The organism is Pseudomonas sp. FGI182, assembly GCF_000511325.1.
Taxonomy (GTDB): domain Bacteria; phylum Pseudomonadota; class Gammaproteobacteria; order Pseudomonadales; family Pseudomonadaceae; genus Aquipseudomonas; species Aquipseudomonas putida_Z.
Map to the genome: position 1 here is coordinate 876,218 of NZ_CP007012.1, position 15,581 is coordinate 891,798.

The 15,581-nt window shown below is 66.0% G+C and carries 11 protein-coding genes and 1 pseudogene; 8 read left to right on the forward strand and 4 right to left on the reverse strand.

Annotated elements, in window-relative coordinates; all coding sequences use genetic code 11:
• Positions 1-214 precede the first annotated feature (214 nt).
• A pseudogene (locus tag C163_RS27640) lies at positions 215-574 on the forward strand (methyl-accepting chemotaxis protein); the annotation flags it as partial.
• A 132-nt stretch (positions 575-706) separates the two neighbouring features.
• Here C163_RS27640 and cysZ read toward each other — a convergent pair.
• Positions 707-1,435: a sulfate transporter CysZ gene (cysZ, locus tag C163_RS03965; protein WP_025337719.1), complete on the reverse strand. Its 729-nt coding sequence runs from the start codon at positions 1,433-1,435 to the stop codon at positions 707-709.
• Positions 1,436-1,764: 329 nt separating this feature from the next.
• Between cysZ and trxB the strand changes: the two genes are divergently transcribed.
• Positions 1,765-2,727, forward strand: coding sequence for a thioredoxin-disulfide reductase (trxB, locus tag C163_RS03970; RefSeq protein WP_025337720.1), 963 nt, complete (start codon positions 1,765-1,767; stop codon positions 2,725-2,727).
• Positions 2,728-2,888: 161 nt separating this feature from the next.
• On the opposite strand, the gene nadC is transcribed toward trxB, so the two are convergent.
• Complete coding sequence (gene nadC, locus C163_RS03975) at positions 2,889-3,737, reverse strand: carboxylating nicotinate-nucleotide diphosphorylase (protein WP_025337721.1); 849 nt, start codon at positions 3,735-3,737, stop codon at positions 2,889-2,891.
• Positions 3,738-3,979: 242 nt separating this feature from the next.
• On the opposite strand from nadC, the gene C163_RS03980 reads away from it, so the two are divergent.
• The 3 genes from C163_RS03980 to ampE all read left to right on the forward strand — a co-directional run bounded on the left by C163_RS03980 (position 3,980) and on the right by ampE (position 7,736).
• The gene (locus tag C163_RS03980; RefSeq protein ID WP_025337722.1) at positions 3,980-6,127 is read left to right on the forward strand and encodes a DUF1631 domain-containing protein; all 2,148 of its coding nucleotides are present in this window, start codon (positions 3,980-3,982) and stop codon (positions 6,125-6,127) included.
• A gap of 209 nt (positions 6,128-6,336) precedes the next feature.
• Positions 6,337-6,909 carry a 1,6-anhydro-N-acetylmuramyl-L-alanine amidase AmpD gene (ampD, locus tag C163_RS03985; protein WP_025337723.1) on the forward strand — a complete coding sequence of 191 codons (573 nt, stop codon included), beginning with the start codon at positions 6,337-6,339 and terminating at the stop codon, positions 6,907-6,909.
• The gene (gene ampE, locus C163_RS03990) at positions 6,906-7,736 is read left to right on the forward strand and encodes a regulatory signaling modulator protein AmpE (RefSeq protein WP_025337724.1); all 831 of its coding nucleotides are present in this window, start codon (positions 6,906-6,908) and stop codon (positions 7,734-7,736) included. The genes ampD and ampE overlap by 4 nt, the downstream gene beginning before the upstream one ends.
• 197 nt (positions 7,737-7,933) lie before the next feature.
• Here the strand turns inward: ampE and C163_RS03995 are convergent, their stop codons facing one another.
• Both C163_RS03995 and cra read right to left on the reverse strand, forming a co-directional pair.
• The gene (locus C163_RS03995; RefSeq protein WP_025337725.1) at positions 7,934-8,710 is read right to left on the reverse strand and encodes a TatD family hydrolase; all 777 of its coding nucleotides are present in this window, start codon (positions 8,708-8,710) and stop codon (positions 7,934-7,936) included.
• 2 nt (positions 8,711-8,712) lie between these two features.
• Positions 8,713-9,708 (reverse strand): catabolite repressor/activator, encoded by a 996-nt coding sequence (gene cra / locus C163_RS04000; protein ID WP_025337726.1) that lies wholly within the window; start codon positions 9,706-9,708, stop codon positions 8,713-8,715.
• A gap of 284 nt (positions 9,709-9,992) precedes the next feature.
• On the opposite strand from cra, the gene ptsP reads away from it, so the two are divergent.
• The 3 genes from ptsP to C163_RS04015 are packed head-to-tail and all read left to right on the forward strand — an operon-like array spanning position 9,993 to position 15,529.
• Positions 9,993-12,845 (forward strand): phosphoenolpyruvate--protein phosphotransferase, encoded by a 2,853-nt coding sequence (gene ptsP / locus C163_RS04005; RefSeq protein ID WP_025337727.1) that lies wholly within the window; start codon positions 9,993-9,995, stop codon positions 12,843-12,845.
• Positions 12,846-13,793, forward strand: coding sequence for a 1-phosphofructokinase (pfkB, locus tag C163_RS04010; protein ID WP_025337728.1), 948 nt, complete (start codon positions 12,846-12,848; stop codon positions 13,791-13,793).
• Complete coding sequence (locus C163_RS04015; RefSeq protein ID WP_025337729.1) at positions 13,790-15,529, forward strand: PTS fructose-like transporter subunit IIB; 1,740 nt, start codon at positions 13,790-13,792, stop codon at positions 15,527-15,529. Before pfkB ends, C163_RS04015 begins: the two co-directional genes overlap by 4 nt.
• Positions 15,530-15,581 lie beyond the last annotated feature (52 nt).

Genomic DNA, 15,581 nt, shown 5'->3' on the forward strand with positions numbered 1-15,581 from the left:
CAAGTTCGCCACCGTCATCACCGAGCAGGTCAACCAGGAGCAGGCGGTGGCCGAGGCGGCGGATGTTGCCTACAACACCTCGCTGGGTACCGATGCCAGCGCCCGCAAGGCCACCGATGTCGTCACCCAGAGCGTCAGCGTGATGCGCGGGCTGGAAGCGTCGATGCAAGAGGCGGCAGAGGGCATCCAGGCGCTGGATACACAGTCGCGGGTGATTGGTTCGATCATCAAGACCATCAGCGACATTGCCGGGCAGACCAACCTGCTGGCGCTGAACGCGGCCATCGAAGCGGCCCGCGCCGGCGAGCAGGGGCGGGGGTTTGCCGTGGTTGCCGATGAAGTGCGCCAGCTGGCCTCGCGCACCAGCACAGCCACCGAGGAAATCGCCCGGGTGGTGCAGCAGAACGAGCAACTGGCCCAGGCGGCAGTGGCGATCATCGACACCAGCAAGCGCCAGGCCGAGCAGGGGCTGGCACTGGCGGACGAGACAGGGAGCGTGATTGTCGAGATCCAGGACGGGGCCAAGCGGGTGGTGGATGTGGTGGGGCAGTTTTCCAGCCGGTTGGGGCAGTAAGGGCGTCACCACCATGCCCAGTTTTCAATGCCTGCGCGTTTCCTGTGGGAGCGGGCACGCCCGCGAAACAGGCGCCGCGGTGGATGGCACGGGCTTCGCCCGTGTTCGCGGGCACGCCCGCTCCCACAGGGATCAGTTCCGTTCCCGCACCCAGAACAACGTGGCCCCGGCCACCGCCGCCGGCATCATCAGCACGTTCACCAGCGGGATCATCAACGCCAGGTAGGTAATGCCGCCAAAGCCCAGGCTCTGCCAGCGTTTCTGGCGCAGCCAGGCGAGCATGTCCTGCCAGCTCATCTTGTTGTTGTCCGCCGGGTAGTCGATGTACTGGATAGCCATCATCCACACCCCGAAGATCAGCCAAAGCGGCGCCGCCACCACGTTGACCACCGGGATCAGCGACAGGATGAACAGGCCGATGGCCCGCGGCAGGAAGTAGCCCAGCTTGCGCATTTCACGACCGAAGGTCCGTGGCACCATGGCCACCAGTTCGCCCCAGCTGAACGCCGGGAAGTTGTCCTGGCCACGCACCACCACCTCGACCTTTTCCGCCAGAAAGCCATTGAACGGCGCGGCAATGATGTTGGCCACCAGGGTGAAGGTGAAGAACACCATCAGCACCACCAGGGCGACGAACAGCGGCCAGAGGATGTAGGTGAGGAAGCTCAGCCAGCTTGGCAAGCTCGGCATCAGGGCGTCCACCCACAGGCTGAACTGGTGGCCGGCGAAGTAGATCAGGCCGCCGAACAGCAGCAGGTTTACCGCCAGCGGCAGCAGCACGAACAACCGCAGGTTGGGGCTCAGCACCAGTTTCAGGCCTTCGCGCAGGTACTGGGGGCCAGAGAGGACAGGGGCTTGCATCGAGAGACTCCGCAGAGAAGGAAAACGCGCTGACCTTACCGAGTTTGCCGCGCCGACGAAAGGCGGGCAGCGGGCGGGAAACGGGCTGTAACAAAAGCAGCAGGGCTTGGCTATCGATGAAATCGCTGAATAGACGATGCCTATGAGGTGGATTGTCGAAGGATATTTCCTTAATCTTTGCGACCTCGCTACAGTGCGCTCAACTTTCCGTTTTCTGGGCCTGCGCGTTGTAGCCTTCCCCAAGTGCTGCGTGGGTTCTTTTTAATTTTCCTGCTGGCGCAGCCGGTACACCGATGCCGGCCCTGCGGCCCGCTCGACAGGAGTTCGACATGTCTGAAGTACGTCATTCGCGCGTCATCATTCTCGGTTCCGGCCCTGCCGGTTACAGCGCCGCGGTGTATGCCGCCCGTGCCAACCTCAAGCCGCTGCTGATCACCGGCATGCAGGCCGGCGGCCAGCTGACCACCACCACCGAAGTCGACAACTGGCCGGGCGACCCCCATGGCCTGACCGGCCCGGCGCTGATGCAACGCATGCAGGAGCACGCCGAGCGTTTCGAAACCGAAATCGTCTTCGACCACATCAACGCCGTCGACCTGGCCAACAAGCCCTTCACCCTGCAGGGTGACAGCGGCAAGTACACCTGCGACGCGCTGATCATCGCCACTGGCGCCAGCGCCCGCTACCTGGGCCTGCCGTCGGAAGAAACCTTCATGGGCAAGGGTGTTTCGGCCTGCGCCACCTGCGACGGCTTCTTCTACCGCAACAAGCCGGTTGCCGTGGTGGGCGGCGGCAACACTGCCGTGGAAGAGGCACTGTACCTGGCCAACATCGCCAGCAAGGTGACCCTGGTACACCGTCGCGATACCTTCCGCGCCGAGAAGATCCTGGTCGACAAGCTGCACGCCCGTGTGGCCGAAGGCAAGATCGAGCTCAAACTCAACGCCACCCTGGACGAAGTGCTGGGTGACAACATGGGCGTGACCGGTGCGCGCCTGAAGAACAACGACGGCAGCAGCGACGAAATCAAGGTCGACGGCGTGTTCATCGCCATTGGCCACACCCCGAACACCTCGCTGTTCGAAGGCCAGCTGACCCTCAAGGACGGCTACCTGGTGGTCAACGGCGGCCGTGAAGGCAATGCCACCGCCACCAACGTCGAGGGCGTGTTCGCCGCCGGTGACGTGGCTGACCACGTTTACCGCCAGGCCATTACCTCGGCCGGTGCTGGCTGCATGGCGGCGCTGGATGTCGAGCGTTACCTGGACGGGCTGGCCAACGCTTCGTTCTGATTCTGAATCGCCGGGGCTGCTGCGCAGCCCATCGCGACACAAGGCCGCTCCTACAGGGGTATGCGATCCCTGTAGGAGCGGCCTTGTGTCGCGAAAGGGGCGCAAAGCGCCCCCAATGAAAAACCGGCCCTGAGGCCGGTTCTTTCATGCCTGCGATCAGCTCACAGGCTCAACCGCATCGACAGGTCCACCGCCTTCACATCCTTGGTCATTGCACCAATCGAGATGTAGTCCACCCCAGTCTCGGCAATCACCCGCAAGGTCGTCTCGTTGACCCCGCCACTGGCTTCCAGCTTGGCCTTGCCCGCGGTAATGCGCACTGCTTCGCGCATCTCCTCCAGGTTCAGCTCGTCGAGCATGATGATGTCGGCACCTGCGGCCAGTGCCTGGCGCAGTTCGTCCAGGCTTTCCACTTCGATTTCCACCGGCTTGCCCGGCGCAATGCGGTGCGCCGCCGCCACGGCCTCGGCCACGCCGCCGCTGGCGGCGATGTGGTTTTCCTTGATCAGGAAGGCGTCGTACAGGCCGATGCGGTGGTTGTCGCAACCGCCGCAAGTCACTGCATACTTTTGCGCCAGGCGCAGGCCCGGCAGGGTCTTGCGGGTGTCCAGCAGGCGCACCTGGGTGCCTTCCACCAGGTCGGCCAGGAAGCGCGCACGGGTGGCGACCCCCGACAGCATCTGCAGGAAGTTCAGTGCACTGCGCTCACCGCTGAGCAGCGAACGCGCGGGGCCCTCCAGATGGAACAGCGGCTGGTTGGCCGTGGCGCGCTCGCCATCGGCCACCTGCCAGTGCACGGCCACGCGCGGGTCGAGTTGGCGGAACACGGCATCGACCCATGCGGTGCCTGCGATCACGCAGTCTTCGCGGGTGATGATGGTCGCCTTGGCCAGGCGCTCCGCCGGGATCAGCTGCGCTGTGATATCGCCACTGCCGATGTCCTCCAACAGCGCACGGCGCACGTTGGCTTCGATTTCAGCGGTCAGGTCGGCAAGGCGTAGGTTCGGCATGGTCGGCTCCACAAGCTAGATGCCGGCGATTATAGGGCAGGGGGCCGGTGTGTACAGTCGCCTTGGCGATGACCTTTGGTCGGCCGGTGTGAGCAAGCGGGGTAAATCAGGGTCATTAGCCAGCCAGTGAAACGGCGCTGGCAGCTGTACGGGTTTTTACCGATAATGGTGACCAGTATTTGGCGTCATGACTTTGACGATCTTCAGCCCCTTCGGGCGAGACACCCTGCAAGGAGTACAGGATGCAAAAAGAAGGCAAGGTGGTGCCCTTGGCGGCAGCCATCGATCGAGGCGGGCGTGCGCCTCTGCCTTGCCTTCCGGTGTTGCTCCTGCAGGTGCGGGACAAGGCCGCCTTGCAGTTGCGTCAGGGCCTGCAGGACTTGTTCGACAACGCCGACGACACCCTCTTCGAGATGGCCGACAAGGCCTTCGACCGCAGTGACCAGAACCTGTACTTCGAGGCCATGCGTGACCTGCGCCTGAAGCGCAAGAGCATCGAGCGCGGTTTTCTCGACACGTTCTATGATGCCTTTGCCCGTATCGGCCAGGTCGACCTGCTGGCGCACCTGGTCGAGCCGGGCAACCTGCGCAGCAAGGCCCAGGTGGAGCGGGCCGCCGCGATCGAAGGCATGGTCGCGCGGGTGCTGTCACGCGACGGCATTGCCCTGCAGCAACTGGGCCTGCGCTTGCAGGTACTGCTCGACCGCCCCCTGCACGAGCAGCACAACCCGCTGGGGCCCGCAGCGCTGTGCGGCTACTTCCTCGACGCTGGCCGCAACCTGGGGGTTGGCCTGCGGGTCAAGCTGGTTTTGCTCAAACTGTTCGAGCGCTATGTGTTGCGCGATGCCGATGTGATCTATGGCGAAGCCAACCAGTTGCTGGCCGCTGCCGGTGTGTTGCCCGAGTTGCCAACGGCACCGCGCCGGCGCGCCGAAGACCGGCGCATGAACGCACGACGCGGGCCGGCGAGCCTGGGGCACGAGGTGGGCGCGGACGCGGCAGGGCAGGCGTTCTTTGCCTCGTTGCAAACACTGCTGGCCCCGGCGCGCGGGCAGTTCGCGCCTCGTTTGCAGGCGGTGGCCGCCGCCCAGCCAATCAGCACCGCCGACCTGCTGCGCCTGCTTACGCATTTGCAGCACTACGTGCCCGCTACCCACGAGGCCGATGATTTCGAGCTTGGCCAACAGCTTGAACAACTGCTGCTGCGGGTCAGCGTGCGCAGCGGCACACGCCGGCGCATCGACGTGGCCGACGAGGACATGATCAACCTGGTTGGCCTGCTGTTCGCCTTCATCCAGGACGACGACAACCTGCCGGCCAGCCTGCGTGCGCTGATCGGGCGTCTGCATATTCCGCTGCTGAAGGTAGCCCTGCTGGACAAGGGGCTGTTCAGTCGGGCCAGCCACCCGGCCCGCCGGCTGCTCAACGAGATCGCTGGCGCGGCAATTGGTTGGGAATGGGGTGGCGACGGCATGCGCGACAGCCTGCACCTGCGGGTGGAGCGTATCGTCCAGCGCCTGCTCAATGATTTTGCCGAAGATGCCAGCCTGTTCGCCGAACTGCTCGAAGACTTCCTCGCTTTCAACCAGGACGAGCGGCGCCGCAACGAACTGCTTGAACAACGCACTCGCGACGCCGAAGAAGGGCGTGCCCGAGCCCTGCAGGCCAGGCAGCAGGTGCAGCACGTACTCAACCAGCGCCTGCGGGGGCGGTTATTGCCGCAGGTGGTGGTACAGATGCTGGTGCAGGCTTGGAGCCAGGTACTGCTGCTGGCCTGGCTCAAGCAGGGCGAGGCATCCCAGGCCTGGCGAGACGCCTTGCAGACGATGGACACGCTGCTGGCCAGTATCACCCCGCCGCATGAGCCACATGCCTTGCTGCAGCAGGTGCCGGGCCTGCTCAAGGCACTGCGCGATGGCCTGGCCAGCGTGGCCCTGGACTCGGCAGCGACCCGCGAATTCTTCCTGCAACTGGAGCAGCTGCACCTGCGTGCCTGCGCGGGTACCGCGATGCAGCTCGGTGGTGAGGGCCAACCCCTGAGCGAGGTGCTGGTGGACGAGGACATCGTCCTGGCGATTGCTGAAGAACCCGCTTGTGCTCCGTTGCAGTTTGCCGACGGGCAGGCTGTGGCGCTGCGCCAGGTGCAGCGCCTGCGTATCGGTACCTGGGTCGAGGTGCTGGACGAGGACGAACCGTTGCGCTGCAAGCTGGTGGCGCGCATCGACAGCAGCGACCGGCTGGTGTTCGCCAACCGCACCGGCATGAAAGTGCGTGAATGGAACGGGGCCAGCCTGGCCCAGGCACTGCACCGAGGCGACGTGCGAGTGCTGGATGACGGGCTGTTGTTCGAGCGGGCGCTTGAGGCGGTGCTCGACGGGCTGCGGCGGTAGGCACAACTGTCTTGCGCAATATCTGCAAGCTGGCACGATCTCTGTGGGAGCGGGCATGCCCGCGAAACAAGCGCCGCGGTGGATGGCACCGGCTGCGCCGGTGTTCGCGGGCACGCCCGCTCCCACAGCATTACAATGATTCACATGCAAACGCCGTTGGCCGCAGGGCATACTGTTGACCTGTTCACGGCGTTTTCAGGATCTGCCCCATGCAATTGGACCGTGCCACTGGCTGGTTCCACGGAATCGGAATCACCCACTGCCCCTCGCCGAACTTCAATACCCGCCCCGAAGGCGAATCGATTTCCCTGCTGGTGATCCACAACATCAGCCTGCCGCCTGCCTGCTTCGGTACCGGCAAGGTCCAGCAATTCTTCCAGAACCGCCTGGACCCCGACGAACACCCGTACTTCGCCAGCATCAACCACCTGACCGTGTCGGCGCACCTGTTCGTCGAGCGTGACGGTGCGGTGACCCAGTTCGTGTCGTTGCTCGACCGCGCCTGGCACGCCGGCGTGTCGTGCTTCGACGGGCGTGAAGGCTGTAACGATTTCTCCATCGGCATCGAACTGGAAGGCACCGACGACCTGCCTTATACCGATGCCCAGTACACGGTGCTGGAGCAACTTACCCGGCACATCCGCGGTGCCTGGCCGGCCATCGACCTGGGCCGCATCCAGGGCCATAGCGACATTGCCCCGCAGCGCAAGACCGACCCCGGCCCGGCCTTCGACTGGCCGCGCTACCGACAGGCGCTGCAGCAAAACGAGGACAAGGCATGAGTTTTCTGGTGTTGTTGCTGGCGCTGTGGGTCGAGAAGTTCTCGGCCCTGCGCCATCAGGTGCAGCGCGATGGGTTCTTCCTTGGCGAACTGGTGCGCCTGGAGCGCAGCGGCAAGGTGCACCCGTGGTGGACGCTGGCCATCCTGGTACTGGCACCGGTAGCGCTGCTGGTGTTGCTGCTGCATGTGCTGGACCCGGTGGCGTATGGCTTGCTGGCATTGCCGGTGCACCTGCTGGTGCTGATCTACAGCCTGGGCCGCGGCGATGCCAAGGCATCGTTGGGGCCGTTCCGCGATGCCTGGCGGCGCGGTGATGACCAGGCCGCTTTGCATGTGGCCGAGCGCGACCTGGGGCTGGCGGCCGACGAACCGCACAGCCTGTTGGTGCGGGTGCAGGGCAACCTGCTGTGGCAGGTGTACCAAGGCTTTTTCGCAGTGATCTTCTGGTACTTCGTGCTGGGCCCGGGTGCCGCCCTGGCCTACCGCCTGCTGGCGCTGTGTGGCGAACACAGCAAGCAACCGACGTTGAAGGCTCGTGCCGAGCAGCTCAGGCATATCATGGACTGGCTGCCGGTACGGGTGCTGGCCTTGAGTTTTGCCCTGGTCGGCAACTTCCTCGCGGTCACCCGGGTGATGCTGCACGAGGTGCTCAACTGGCACATCAGCGCCGCACACCTGGTGGCCCGGGTCGGGCGCATTGCCGATGACATTCCCGAGGAAGAAGACAGCCAGCGCGGGCTGGGGCGGCTGGACAGCCTGTGGGAGCTGCTGCTGCGCTGTGCGGTGCTGTGGTATGCCGGGTTTGCGCTGTGGACGGTGCTTGTCTGATCTGAAGCCAGGCGCGGCTCCTTGCAGGAGCGTAGCAGCCCCAGGTTTTCAGCTTCGCCGCATAGATTGCCGGGGCCGCGTTGCGGCCCTTTCGCGACACAAGGCCGCTCCTACAGGGACCGTGCAAATCCTGAGGGTAGCGCTGTACCTGTGGGAGCGGGTTTACCCGCGAAGAGTCCGGCACGGGCACAAAGCTGCTACCAGCGAAACAACTCGCAAGCGTTGCGATTACTGGCCTCAGCCAGTTCGCCAACTTCCACACCCATCACCTGCGCCAGCGCCTCGGCAATCTCCGGCAGGTGCTCCGGGCTGTTCCTCACCCCGGGGAACATGACCGGCGCCATGTCCGGCGCATCGGTCTCCAGCACCACGCTGTCCAGCGGCAACCGCGCCAGGGTCTTGCGCAGCCGTAGGGCCTGCGGCCAGGTACCCGCACCGCCAAGGCCAAGCCGGAAGCCCAGCTTGATGTACTCACGGGCCTCTTCGTAACTGCCGGCAAACGCATGTATCACCCCCGCCCGCGCCGGCTTGTAGCGCTTGAGCGTGGCGATCACCTGCGCATGGCTGCGGCGCACGTGGAGCAGGGCGGGCAGTTCGAAGTCGCAGGCCATCTGCAGTTGCGCTTCGAACAGCGCTTGCTGGCGGGCCTTGTCCAGGTCTTCGAGGTAATAGTCCAGGCCAAACTCGCCCACGGCACATAGCCGTGGGTCACCGTGCAGGCGCTCCAGCCACTCGCGCAGCTGCGCCAGGTGCTCCGGGCGATGCTCGTCAAGGTAGATCGGGTGCAGGCCGAGCGCGGCGAACAGGCGCTGGTCGGCACAGGCCAGGTCCCACACCCGCTGGAAATTCGCCTGGTACACCCCGAGCACCACCATCCGCTCCACCCCGCGCGACGCCGCGTTGGCCAGCAGGCGCGGGCGGTCGGCGTCGAAGTCGGGGAAGTCCAGGTGGGTGTGGGTGTCGATCAGGCGCATGTTCAGGCCGCTGTAATGCGTTGCTTGAACGTTCGACCGACAGCATGCACGCCAGGTTCGTAGCGTTTGTCCTCGATCGCGGCCAGTGCCAGTTCCAGGGCGGTGGCGGCAATCAGGCCATGCTGCTGGGCCATGGCATTGACTGGCAGCGGCAGGAAGTCGAGCAACTGGTTGTCGCCAAAGGTACCCAGCTGCAGCTGGCGCGAGTCGGCAGGGCGCGCCTGCAGGGTGTCGAACACCCCTTGCAGCAGCACGTAGGAGGTAGTCACCAGGGCATCCGGCAGGCCGCCTAGGTCGTCGATCAACTGCTGCATCAGGCGCTGGCCGCACTCACGGCTGAACGCTTCGCCTTGATAGCGGCGAACTTCGCCGGCATAGCCTTGCAGGGCTTCGTCGAAGCCGCCGGCACGTGCCTGGCTGACCGACAGCTCGGGGCGTGCGCCGATCAGTGCGATGCTGCGCGGGGCGGCGCTCAGCAGGCTGGCGGCCAGTTGGCGGCTGGCGTCGCGGTCGTCGCTGATCACCGAGCAGAAGTGCGCAGGGTCCAGGCGGCGGTCGATGGCGATCACCGGCAGGCCTTTGTCTTGCAGTTCGCGGTAGCTGTCGTCCTCTGGCGGCAGGCAGCTGGCGACGAACAGTGCATCGCAACGGCGGGCGCGGAACAGCTGCTGCAACTGGCGCTCGCTGTCGGGCTGGTCGTCGCTGCTGGCGATCAGCAACTGGTAGCCGCGGGCGCGGGCGCCTTGTTCGAGCTGCTTGGCGATGCGGGCGTAGCTGGGGTTCTCCAGATCCGGGAGAATGAAGCCCAAGGTGCGGGTATGCCGGCTGCGCAGGCCAGCGGCCTGCGGGTTGGGGGTGAAGCCGTGGGCCTCGACCACCGCGCGTACCCGCTCGACAGTGCTGTTGCTGATGCGCTGCTGTTCGGCCTTGCCATTGATGACGTAGCTGGCAGTGGTCACGGACACACCGGCCAGACGGGCGATATCGCTGAGTTTCACCGAATTTTCCTTGTTATTACCGGGGCTGGCTGTGAGCCCTGACCGGGTAGTTTGACCCGGCGAGGGCGCCACGCGCAGACGACCATTGTCGCAATTGTCCGACAGGATGGGGCTTTTTCCTCGGCAGATTATCGAGTAACGTGGCCGTCTGGTCAGATTAATCGTTTCAGCTGCCGAATTTTCTGCCTCGGCTGCCATCCGTGCAAGGCTGTTGAACTGGCCGTTCAAGTGAATTTCACAACAATACTCCAGTACCCGACCGGGAACTGCAAAAGGAGAAGGTCATGCTCGAGCTCGCCAAGGAGCAGATAGCCATGGGCCAGAAGGCCGCCGACAAGGCCGAGGCATTGCGCCTGCTGGCCGACCGGTTGGTCGCTGATGGCCTGGTCGCCGAGGGATACCTGCAAGGGCTGCAGGCCCGAGAGGCACAAGGCTCCACCTTCCTTGGGCAGGGCATTGCCATCCCCCATGGCACGCCGCAGACCCGTGACCTGGTGTACGCCACCGGCGTGCGCCTGTTGCAGTTTCCCGAGGGCGTGGATTGGGGCGATGGTCAGATGGTCTACCTTGCCATCGGCATCGCCGCCCGTTCCGACGAGCACCTGCGCCTGCTGCAACTGCTGACCCGTGCCCTGGGCGAGACCGACCTGGCGGAGGCATTGCGCCGCGCCGGTTCCGCCGAAGCGTTGCTGAAACTGTTGCAGGGCGCGCCGCAGGAACTGGCGCTGGATGCACAACTGGTCGGCCTGAACCTGGCGGCCGAGGACTTCGATGAACTGGCCTGGCGCGGCGCCCGCCTTTTGCAGCGCGCCGACTGCGTCGACAGCGGTTTTGCCGCCGTGCTGCAGCAGGCCGAGCCGCTGCCGCTGGGCGAGGGCCTGTGGTGGCTGCACAGCGAGCGCCAGGTGCGCCAGCCGGGCCTGGCCTTCATCACCCCGCAGCAGCCGCTGCGTTACCGCGACCAGCCGCTCAACGGCCTGTTCTGCCTGGCCAGCCTCGGTGCTGCCCACCAGGCCTTGCTCGAGCGCCTGTGCGAAGTGCTGATCGAAGGCCGCGGGCAGATGCTCTACCAGGCCACCAGCAGCCGCGCGGTACTGGAAGTGCTGGGCGGTGAAGCGCCGGCGGACTGGCCCAGCGCGCGGGTCGTGCTGGCCAACCCGCACGGTTTGCACGCCCGCCCGGCAAAGGTATTGGCGCAACTGGCCAAAGGTTTCGAGGGGGAAATCCGTGTACGCCTGGTCGACAGTGCGCAGCCAGCGGTGTCGGTCAAGAGCCTGAGCAAGCTGCTCAGCCTCGGCGCCCGACGTGGCCAGGCGCTGGAACTGGTGGCTGAGCCAGCCATCGCCGCCGATGCCTTGCCGGTGCTGCTGGCGGCCATCGAGCAAGGCCTGGGCGAAGATGTGGAGCCACTGCCACAGAGCGCAGCGACCGCTGCCGGCGCAGCGGCCGAAGTGCTGCAAGCGCCCGCAGCCGGTAGCCGCATCCATGGTGTGGGTGCGGCGCCCGGCATTGCCAGTGGCCCGGCGCATGTGTGTGTTGAGCGTGAGTTCGACTACCCCCTGCGCGGCGAGTCCTGCGCCCTGGAGCGGCAGAAGCTGCGTGAAGCCGTTGCGACTGTCAATGGCGAGCTGCAGGCCTTGGTCCAGCGCAGCGACAAGGCCATTGGCGAAATCTTCGTCACCCATCAGGAGATGCTCGCCGACCCGGCCCTGACCGATGATGTGGAGCAGCGCCTGGGCCAGGGCGAAAGCGCCGCGGCAGCCTGGATGGCAGTGATCGAGGCGGCGGCGCGCCAGCAGGAGTCGCTGCACGATGCCTTGCTCGCCGAACGCGCTGCCGACCTGCGTGACATCGGCCGCCGCGTGCTGGCGCAGTTGTGTGGCGTTCAGGCCCAGGCTGAACCCGAGCAACCCTACGTGCTGGTGATGACCGAAGTCGGCCCGTCCGATGTCGCCCGGCTGGACCCGAGCCGCGTCGCCGGTATCGTCACCGCCCAGGGTGGCGCCACCGCCCACAGCGCCATCGTCGCCCGTGCCCTGGGCATTCCGGCGGTAGTGGGCGCGGGGGCGTCGATACTGCTGTTGGACAGTGGCACGCCGTTGCTGCTCGATGGCCAGCGTGGCGTGGTCAGCGTGGCGCCGCCGGCGGATGAACTGCAACGGGCCCTGGCCGAACGCGACCTGCGCGAGCAGCGCTTGCAGGCCGCCTGGGCCAACCGCTTCGAGCCGGCGGTCACCCGTGATGGTCACGCTGTCGAGGTGTTTGCCAACATCGGCGAGAGCAACGGCATCGCCAAGGTGGTGGAGCAGGGCGCCGAAGGCGTGGGCCTGCTGCGCACCGAGCTGATTTTCATGGCCCACACCCAGGCCCCGGATGTGGCGACCCAGGAAGCCGAGTACCGCCGCGTGCTCGATGGCCTCGACGGGCGCCCGCTGGTGGTGCGCACCCTGGATGTCGGCGGTGACAAACCGCTGCCGTACTGGCCGATCGCTGCCGAAGAAAACCCGTTCCTCGGTGTGCGCGGCGTACGCCTGACCCTGCAGCGCCCGCAGGTGATGGAGGACCAGTTGCGCGCCTTGCTGCGCGCGGCCGACCAGCGCCCGCTGCGCATCATGTTCCCGATGGTCGGGCAGGTGCATGAATGGCGCGAGGCGCGTGCCATGGTCGAGCGCCTGCGCGCCGAGATCCCGGTAGCCGACCTGCAGCTGGGCATCATGGTCGAGGTGCCCTCGGCAGCGCTGCTGGCACCACAGCTGGCGCGCGAAGTGGACTTCTTCAGCATCGGCACCAACGACCTGACCCAGTACACCCTGGCCATCGACCGTGGCCACCCCAGCCTCTCGGCCCAGGCCGACGGCCTGCACCCGGCGGTGCTCAGCCTGATCGACATGACCGTGCGCGCCGCCCATGCCCATGGCAAGTGGGTGGGCGTGTGCGGCGAGCTGGCGGCCGACCCGCAGGCGGTGGCTGTGCTGCTGGGCCTGGACGTGGACGAACTCAGCGTCGCCGCGCGCAGCATTGCCGAAGTCAAGGCCCTGGTCCGCCAGGCCGATCACCAGACGGCCCGCGCCCTGGCGCGCGAGGCCCTGCAACAGGACAGCGCCGCAGCGGTTCGCGCGCTGGTGGAGCGTTACTGAATGGCCAAGATCCTCACCCTCACCCTGAACCCGGCGCTGGATATCACCATCGGCCTGGATACCCTGCGCCCGGGGCAGGTCAACCGCAGCCAGGAGCAGCACAGCCACGCCGCGGGCAAGGGGCTGAACGTTGCCCAGGTACTGGCCGACCTGGGGCACAGCGTCACTGTTGGCGGCTTCCTCGGGCGTGACAACCTGCAGCCCTTCGAGGCGCTGATCGACTGGCGCGGCTTCGTCGATTGCTTTGTCCGCGTACCGGGCGAAACCCGCAGCAACATCAAGCTGGTAGAGGCTGATGGCCGTGTCACCGACATCAACGGCCAAGGCCCGGAAGTCGACGAAGCGGCACGCAGTGCATTGCTTCGCCGCTTGGCGCAGATTGCACCGGGCCACGACGCGGTGGTGGTGGCTGGTAGCCTGCCGCGCGGGATCAGTGCCGACTGGTTCCGCCAGTTGCTCGAACAGCTCAAGGCGCAAGGCCTCAAGGTGGCCCTGGACAGCAGCGGCGAAGCCCTGCGTGCCGGCCTGCAGAGCTCACCCTGGCTGGTCAAGCCCAATACCGAAGAGCTGGGCGAAGTGCTTGGCCTGGCTGTGGATAACCCGGCGCAGCAGCGCGCTGCTGCCGAGCGCCTGCTGGCCAGTGGCGTCGAACACGTGGTGGTGTCGGCGGGCGAGCAGGGCGTCAGCTGGTTTACCCATGACCATGCCGTACATGCTTGCCCGCCCAAGGTGCAGGTCGCCAGCACCGTGGGCGCAGGTGATTCGCTGGTGGCCGGCATGGTCCACGGCCTGCTGCAGGGCGAAGCCCCGGCGCAGACCTTGACCCGTGCCACCGCGATCGCAGCACAGGCTGTTACCCAGGTTGGTTTCGGCATCCGTGACCGCGAGCAACTGGCGCGTCTGGAAGCCGCCGTGCAACTGACAGAACAACAAGAGGGTTGCCGATGAACATTGCCATTGTCACTGCCTGCCCCAACGGCCAGGTGTCGAGTGTGCTGAGCGCGCGCTTGCTATCCGCCGCTGCCCAGCGGCGGGGCTGGAGCACCAGCGTCGAAGTGCAGGATGCCGGCCACCCCGAGCGGCAACTGAGCGCCGCGCAGATAGCCGAGGCCGACTGGGTGCTGGTGGTCAGCACCGGCCCGGTGGACCTGGCGCGTTTCGTCGGCAAGCGCGTGTACCAGAGCACGCCGTCCCAGGCTTTGGCCGACCGCGAAGGCTTCCTCGATGAGGCGGCGGCCAACGCCCGGCTGCTGGCCACGGTGCCAGGCCTTGCGGCCGAAGCTGGCAGCGCAGGCGCACGCATCGTCGCCGTCACGGCTTGCCCGACTGGCGTCGCGCATACATTCATGGCCGCAGAAGCCTTGCAGCAGGCCGCGCAGCAACTGGGCTACCAGCTCACCGTCGAAACCCAGGGTTCGGTCGGTGCGCGCAACCCCTTGTCCGCCGAAGCCATCGCCGCAGCCGATGTAGTGCTGCTGGCCGCCGACATCGAAGTGCCCACCGCGCGTTTCGCCGGCAAGCGCATCTACCGTTGTGGCACCGGTATCGCCCTCAAGCAGGCCCGTGCCACCCTGGACAAGGCCTTGGCCGAAGCCAAGGTGGAAAACAGCAGCGATGCTGCAGCGGCGAGCACGCCTGCGAAGGGCGAGAAGACCGGGGTATACAAGCACCTGCTCACCGGCGTGTCGTTCATGCTACCGATGGTGGTGGCTGGCGGCCTGCTGATTGCCCTGTCGTTCGTGTTCGGTATCGAGGCCTATAAAGAATCGGGCACCTTGCCGGCGGCGTTGATGCAGATCGGCGGCGAGGCTGCGTTCAAGCTGATGGTGCCGCTGCTGGCGGGCTATATCGCCTGGTCCATCGCTGACCGCCCGGGGCTGGCGCCCGGCATGATCGGCGGCCTGCTGGCCAGCACCCTGGGCGCCGGTTTCATCGGTGGTATCGTCGCCGGCTTCCTCGCCGGCTACAGCGCCAAGGCCATTGCACGATGGGCGCGCCTGCCCAGCAGCCTGGAGGCACTCAAGCCGATCCTGATCATTCCGCTGCTGGCCAGCCTGTTCACCGGCCTGGTGATGATCTACGTGGTCGGCCAGCCGGTGGCGGCGATGCTGGAAGGGCTCACGCATTTTCTCGACAGCATGGGCACCACCAATGCCATCCTATTGGGCCTGTTGTTGGGCGGCATGATGTGTGTCGACCTGGGCGGGCCGATCAACAAGGCCGCCTATGCCTTCTCGGTGGGGCTGTTGGCCTCGTCGAGCTATGCGCCGATGGCGGCGACCATGGCCGCCGGCATGGTGCCGCCGATTGGCCTGGGTATCGCCACCTTCCTGGCCCGACGCAAGTTTGCCCAGAGCGAGCGTGAAGCGGGCAAGGCGGCCCTGGCGCTGGGGCTGTGCTTCATCTCCGAAGGGGCGATCCCGTTTGCCGCCAAGGACCCGCTGCGGGTGATCCCGGCCAGCGTGGCCGGCGGGGCATTGACCGGGGCATTGTCGATGTACTTCGGCTGCAAGCTGATGGCGCCGCATGGCGGCCTGTTCGTGCTGCTGATCCCCAATGCGATCAACCATGCGCTGCTGTACTTGTTGGCGATCGTGGCGGGCAGCCTGCTGACGGCGGTGGTGTATGCGGTGATCAAGAAGAGCGAGCGGGTGGAGTTGGCGGTAGCGCCGGTGAAGGGTTAGAGATTTCAGCGGGCCTTACTGGCCTCTTCGCGGGTGAACCCGCTCCCACAGG

What these genes read in the sequence shown, in the direction of transcription:
- cysZ (WP_025337719.1), bottom strand. Translation starts at nt 1,435, where the DNA reads ATGCAAGCCCCTGTCCTCTCTGGCCCCCAGTACCTGCGCGAAGGCCTG.
- trxB (WP_025337720.1), top strand. Translation starts at nt 1,765, where the DNA reads ATGTCTGAAGTACGTCATTCGCGCGTCATCATTCTCGGTTCCGGCCCT.
- nadC (WP_025337721.1), bottom strand. Translation starts at nt 3,737, where the DNA reads ATGCCGAACCTACGCCTTGCCGACCTGACCGCTGAAATCGAAGCCAAC.
- C163_RS03980 (WP_025337722.1), top strand. Translation starts at nt 3,980, where the DNA reads ATGCAAAAAGAAGGCAAGGTGGTGCCCTTGGCGGCAGCCATCGATCGA.
- ampD (WP_025337723.1), top strand. Translation starts at nt 6,337, where the DNA reads ATGCAATTGGACCGTGCCACTGGCTGGTTCCACGGAATCGGAATCACC.
- ampE (WP_025337724.1), top strand. Translation starts at nt 6,906, where the DNA reads ATGAGTTTTCTGGTGTTGTTGCTGGCGCTGTGGGTCGAGAAGTTCTCG.
- C163_RS03995 (WP_025337725.1), bottom strand. Translation starts at nt 8,710, where the DNA reads ATGCGCCTGATCGACACCCACACCCACCTGGACTTCCCCGACTTCGAC.
- ptsP (WP_025337727.1), top strand. Translation starts at nt 9,993, where the DNA reads ATGCTCGAGCTCGCCAAGGAGCAGATAGCCATGGGCCAGAAGGCCGCC.
- pfkB (WP_025337728.1), top strand. Translation starts at nt 12,846, where the DNA reads ATGGCCAAGATCCTCACCCTCACCCTGAACCCGGCGCTGGATATCACC.
- C163_RS04015 (WP_025337729.1), top strand. Translation starts at nt 13,790, where the DNA reads ATGAACATTGCCATTGTCACTGCCTGCCCCAACGGCCAGGTGTCGAGT.